At 72.8% G+C, this 5,648-nt stretch carries 4 protein-coding genes; all 4 read right to left on the bottom strand.

Annotated elements, in window-relative coordinates:
• The coding region (locus ACFVIM_RS32105) for a peptidase S41 (protein WP_384308975.1) at positions 1 to 2,449 on the bottom strand (2,449 nt) is incomplete at its 3' end.
• A gap of 118 nt (positions 2,450 to 2,567) precedes the next feature.
• Positions 2,568 to 3,137: a hypothetical protein gene (locus ACFVIM_RS32100; protein ID WP_384308973.1), complete on the bottom strand. Its 570-nt coding sequence runs from the start codon at positions 3,135 to 3,137 to the stop codon at positions 2,568 to 2,570.
• Positions 3,138 to 3,224: 87 nt separating this feature from the next.
• Positions 3,225 to 3,968 carry a 16S rRNA (uracil(1498)-N(3))-methyltransferase gene (locus ACFVIM_RS32095; RefSeq protein WP_384308970.1) on the bottom strand — a complete coding sequence of 248 codons (744 nt, stop codon included), beginning with the start codon at positions 3,966 to 3,968 and terminating at the stop codon, positions 3,225 to 3,227.
• Complete coding sequence (locus ACFVIM_RS32090) at positions 3,965 to 5,041, bottom strand: nitronate monooxygenase (RefSeq protein WP_384308968.1); 1,077 nt, start codon at positions 5,039 to 5,041, stop codon at positions 3,965 to 3,967. Before ACFVIM_RS32090 ends, ACFVIM_RS32095 begins: the two co-directional genes overlap by 4 nt.
• Positions 5,042 to 5,648: the final 607 nt, after the last annotated feature.

Genomic DNA, 5,648 nt, shown 5'->3' with positions numbered 1-5,648 from the left:
CGTCACCGGCGCGGGAGAGATCGGCGCCCAGCAGGCCCTGCTGGGCGCCGCCGCCATAGCCCCGGGGGATGACATAGGCGTGGGAGGTGCCGAGTTCGCCCTGGACCTCCCAGAGCAGATCCACCAGGTCATCATGGGTGGCGACCCGGTCGAGCAGCGGACGGTAACGCTCCAGGACGCCGTCCCAGTCGACGCCGGAGAGGTCCTCGCGCCAGAAGTTGTCCCGCATCAGCCGCCCGGCCTCGTCATACATCTGACGCCACTCGGCGGCGGGGTCGAGACGCTGGCGCACCCGGGAGAGATCGACGGCGATATGGGTGTCGCCGTCCTCCTCGCGGGCGGCGCGGCGGTCGCTGGGGACCACCCTCAGCTCGCCGTCGGTCAGCAGCAGGACCCGCTTGCCGTCGCCGCTGACGGAGAACGAACCGGCGTTGGAGGAGAGTTCCTCACCGCGCTGACGCACCAGGTCATACCGCTCCAGCGCGGTCCGGGGCCCGGGGTCGTCGGGCGTCGCCCGGGTCGCGCCGAGCGCCCCCCGCAGCGGGTGGCGCAGCCACAGCAGCCCGTCCTTGGCGGCCCGCAGGGTGGAGTAACTGGCGGCCTCCACGGGGAAGGGCACGATCCGGTCGGCGAGCCCGTCGAGGTCGATCCGGGTGGCGGAGACCCTGTTGTCGCTCTCGCCCTCCTCCCCTGATCCCGTCTCCCCGTTCTCTCCGTTCTCCCCGCTCTCTCCGCTCTCTTCGTCCTCTCCGGAGTCTTTCTCCTTGTCGGGTTCGAAGGGCCGGCCGTGGCGCTGGGGTCCGAACGGTGAGGGCGTGGTGGCCGCCAGGGTGATCAGATGCGGACGGCAGCCGCCGACGAAGGCGAGGTCGAAGACATGGGTGTCGTAGACGGGGTCGAAGGCCCGCTCGGAGAGGAACGCCAGATGCTTCCCGTCGAGGGTGAAGGCGGGCTGGAAGTCCCGGAAGCGCAGCGGGGTGGCCTCGGCGACGGTCAGGTCGGCGGTGCCCGCCAGCTTGAGCTGGCGCAGCGGGGCGGGCCCGGCGTGCGACCAGGCGAGCCAGGCCGAGTCGGGGGAGAAGACCAGCCCGGTGGCCTCGCCGTCCTCGCTGCGGTCGACCTCCCGTACCTCGCCGGAGCCGCGGTCCACCAGCAGCACCCGCCCGTCATGGGAGGCGACGGCGGCAGCGGAGCCATCGGGCGCGACGGCCAGGCCACGGACCCGGCCGAGCCGTCCGGCGCCGAGCCGGCGCGGGGTGGCCCCGGCGGGAGTGCCGGTGGCGGTCGCGAACTCCAGGGCGTCCTGCCCCTCGGCGTCGGTCACCCAGACGACATGCTCCTCGCCGTCGACGCGGAAGGTACGGGGGGTACGGGCGCGCACCCCGGGTTCCACGGCGAGCGCCCGCGCGGGTCCGTCGCGGTGGGTGACCCAGTGGATGCCTCCCCGGATCTCGACGGCGCTGCCCCGCCCGGTGTGGTCGGGCGCGGCGGAGCCGAGGTGGTGGGCCGCGCGCAGCGTACGGGGGCGCAGATCGGTCCGCTGTCCGCCGAGCCGGATGTCGAGCCGCCGCGGCTCGGAGCCGCCGCGCCGGCCGAGATCGCTGAGGTCATCGCGCTCGCCGAGATCGCCGCGCTCGCCGAGATCGCCGCGCTCGCCGAGGTCGCCGAGGTCGCTGAGGTCGTCGAGGAGCCACAGCTCCCCGGCGCTGGCATAGACCACGCGCCGTCCGTCGGTGGCGGCGTGCCGGGCGTAGAAGCCGTCGAGCGGGGTGTGGCGCCGCAGGCCGGTGCCGTCGGGGAGAGAGGAGTAGAGGGCGCCGGTGCCCTCGTGGTCGGAGAGGAAGGCGACCCGTCCACCGGCCTGGAGGGGGTACTCGATATTGCCGTCGAGTTCCTCGTGGAACCGTACGAAGCCGTCACCGTCGCCCCGGTCGATCCAGAGCCGCCCGGCGGCCCCGCCCCGGTACCGCTTCCAGGCGGCGGCCTCCCGCCCCATGGTGACGGAGGCGAGCACGGTGCCCGCCTCCCCCTGGGCGACATGCCCGACCTGTCCGTAGGGCAGCGCCTCCCCCGGCCCGCCGTCCAGCGGGACGGCCCAGGCCCAGGTGCGCCGGGGGCTGGGCTGGCCCTGGGCGGAGATGGCGAGGACCCGGCCGTCGGGTGTCCACCCGCGTACGGAGGTCCGGAAGCACCCCCAGTACGTCAGCCGTTCCGCGCCACCACCGTCCACCGGCGCCACATGCACCTCTGGCACCCCGTCGCGCCGCGAGGTCCACGCGACCCGTTCGCCGTCGGGGGAGATCCGTGGGTGGTCCACCGGCATGTTGTCGTTGCTGACCCGCCAGGCACGGGAACCGTCGAGAGGAGCGACCCAGACGTCGTCCTCTGCGACGAAGGCGACCAACTCGCCCTGTATATGCGGATACCGAAGGTAGGCAGTCTGCGTCACAGGGTCACCCTAGGCAGCGCCAGGACGGCGTGGCCACGCCTTTGGGGGATCAATGGGCAGCCGGTTGAACCGAGTTGGGGACGGAGTGGCCCGGCCCCTCAGCCCCGCCCCGCCGGTCTCAGCGCGCCCCCTCCGTCATCCGCACCGTCTCCGTCACGGTCACGGTCGCCCGTCCGGGCTGGCGCCGCCGCTCCCGCTCGCGCGCCTTCTCCCGCTCCCGCTCCCGCTCGCCGTAGGCCGGGGGCACATACGTCGGGGCCGTGAAGCGAGGCGAGGCCGGTCTGCGGTCACAGTCCCCGAGGAAGGTGGCCTTGAAGGCCACCTTGCCGCTGACCCTGGCCGTGAGATCGCCCCGCACACAGGTGCCCGAACGTTCCTCCGTGACCCGCCCACTGAGAGTGATCGACCGGTCGGACGCCGTCTCACCCTCGCACGAGACCGTCGCGTACCCCGGCTTGGCCGAGGGAGTACGGCCGTCGCGCGGCCGGTCCACCTCCCCCGTACAACTGAACCACTTGACCTTGATCCCCAGGCGCTCCAGGGCCTGGGTCGCGGTCCGGTCGGTCGTCACGGAGACCGCTCCGGGGGTGAGCCCCGTCGTCGCCGGCTCACACGCCGTCAGACCGGTGACCGCGAGCCCGGCCACCGCCACGGCGCACAGCCGTACCCTGCTTCTCTCGCCGTTCATGGACGGCAGCGTGGCACTCTCCGCCGTACGGGGAAAGGGCGCTATGCGGACACCCACCCGGATGGCCGCCGCGAGCACCCCGCGCCGTCAGGACCAGCGGCCCGTACGCCCCAGCAGCAGCGCCGCACCGGCCGTTCCCGCCGTCGACGTCCGCAGGACCGTATGGCCGAGACGGTACGGAAGCGCTCCCGCCGCCTCGAAGGCCGCCAGCTCCTCCGGGGAGACCCCGCCCTCCGGTCCGACCACCAGCACGATCGAACCCTCGGCGGGCAGTTCGGCGGTGGCCAGCGGCCGGTCGCCCACCTCATGCAGCACGGCCGCGAAGTCGGCCCCGGCCAGCAGCTCGGCGACCTGACGGGTGGTGGCGGCCTCGGCGACCTCCGGAAAGCGCAGCCGACGCGACTGCTTGCCCGCCTCCCGGGCCGTGGCACGCCACTTCGCGAGCGACTTGGCACCCCGCTCACCACGCCACTGCGTGATACAGCGCGCCGCCGACCAGGGCACCACCGCGTCGACACCGGTCTCGGTCATCGTCTCGACGGCGAGTTCACCCCGGTCCCCCTTGGGCAGCGCCTGCACCACCGTGATCCGGGGGCTGGGCTCCTCCTCCGTCAGGGCGTCGGCGACCGTGACGAAGAGCCGGTCCTTGCCCTCGGTCCGCGTCACCGTCCCGGCGGCACCGCGACCCCGGCCATCGGTGAGGACGATCTCCTCACCGCTCTGGAGCCTGCGGACGGAGACGGCGTGCCGCCCCTCGGAGCCGTCCAGGAGCACCTCGGCACCCGGCTGAACCCCCTGGAGCACGTCGACGAGGAAGACGGGCGCGGTCACCGCGCCTCCCCGGCCGCCGCGAGCTTGGCCTGGGCGCCCTGGAGCTCGGCCATCAGCACCTCCACCAGATCGGCGGCGGGCATCTGCCGCGCCAGCCGGTGCCCCTGACCCGCCCACAGGGCCATCGCCTGCGGATCCCCGGCCTTCGCCGCCGCCTTGCGCAGCCCGCTGGTCAGATAGTGCACCTGCGGATAGGCGGCGGGCGCGTACGGCCCGTGCTCCCGCATAAAACGGTTCACCAGCCCACGAGCGGGCCGACCCGAGAAGGCGCGGGTGAGCTCCGTACGGACGAAGAGGGGATCGGTCAGCGCCCGCTTGTGCAGCTCATGGGCGCCGGACTCCGGACACGGCAGGAAAGCCGTACCGAGCTGGGCGGCGTCCGCCCCCGCCGCGAGGGCGGCGGCGACCTGCGTACCGCGCATCAACCCCCCGGCGGCGATCAGCGGAAGATCCACGGCCTCACGGACCAGCCCCAGCAGGGAGAGCAGCCCCAGCCCCGCCCCCTCGGCATCCGGGTCATCCCGGTGAGTGCCCTGATGGCCCCCGGCCTCGACACCCTGCACACACAGCGCGTCCGCCCCGGCACGCTCGGCGGCGACAGCCTCGTCCACACAGGTGACGGTGACGACGGTGGCCGTACCGACCCGGGCGAAAGAACCGAGCACCTCGGCACTGGGACACCCGAAGGTGAAGGAGACGACGGGCACCGGATCATCCCGCAGAATGGCCAGCTTGGCCTCATAACCGTCATCGTGACTCGAATCGGGATCACCCAGCGGCGTCTCATACCAAGCCGCCTCACCCGCGAGCTGATGCTGGTAGACCGCGAGGGCACCAGCATCGGCGGTACGGGGCTGCGGCATGAAGACATTGACCCCGAAGGGCCGGGAGGTCAGGCTCCGGATCTGCTTGACCTCCTGATACATCCCATCGGCCGTCTTGTACCCGGCGGCGAGAAAACCCAGGCCGCCGGCATCGGAGACGGCGGCGGCGAGCTGCGGCCGCGAGGCGCCACCGGCCATGGGCGCCTGGACGAGGGGATACCGCCAGAGATCGGTCAACACGGAGGACATACCTGCATCATGCCCTGTGTTTTTGCGGTTCTTCGCCTCCGGGGCGCTCTAGTCGAGATTCTCGCGTCCGACGTGCTCGATCGCTCGTTCCTCGCGATCTCCGCGCGACGGCCACGAGAACTCGACGCGCCCCTTTGGCTCAGAACCGACCTCGGGTAGGTCGAGTCCTCACACGGAGCTACTCACCCGCAGAGCACCTTGAGCGAATCCGGTGGCGAAGCTCCCACGGGGATCCGAGTGGCGGGCGGCCATCGAAAAGTCGACAACGGTCAGGGTCACACGGACCGTCACCACCGCAGCCGGGGGTCAGGGGGCACGTTCGGGGGGTGCAGGGTCGCCCCCGCAGGGAGGGGCGGGACAGCCAGGTCTCACGGGACAGAGGGGCCTCATCCGCCGCTCACGAGGAGGTGAGCCCGGAGGCCGCCGAACCCCGCAGAGAGAAGACAGCGGCAGCGACAGATCACCGAGCCGCACCGCCACAGCGACGGAACCACGGACCCACCGGGCCCCACCAGGAGGCCCCACCGCGACAGCCCGGCGCCCGGTCACACCGCGCGAGCCGACGCGCCCGCGCCCGTGGGCCCCGGCGAAACCACCGGGCCCCACG

It is taken from the genome of Streptomyces sp. NPDC057638 (assembly GCF_042800315.1).
Classification (GTDB): domain Bacteria; phylum Actinomycetota; class Actinomycetes; order Streptomycetales; family Streptomycetaceae; genus Streptomyces.
The sequence above is the reverse complement of the archived record's forward strand: the minus strand, read 5'-3'. Positions and strand labels throughout refer to the sequence as shown.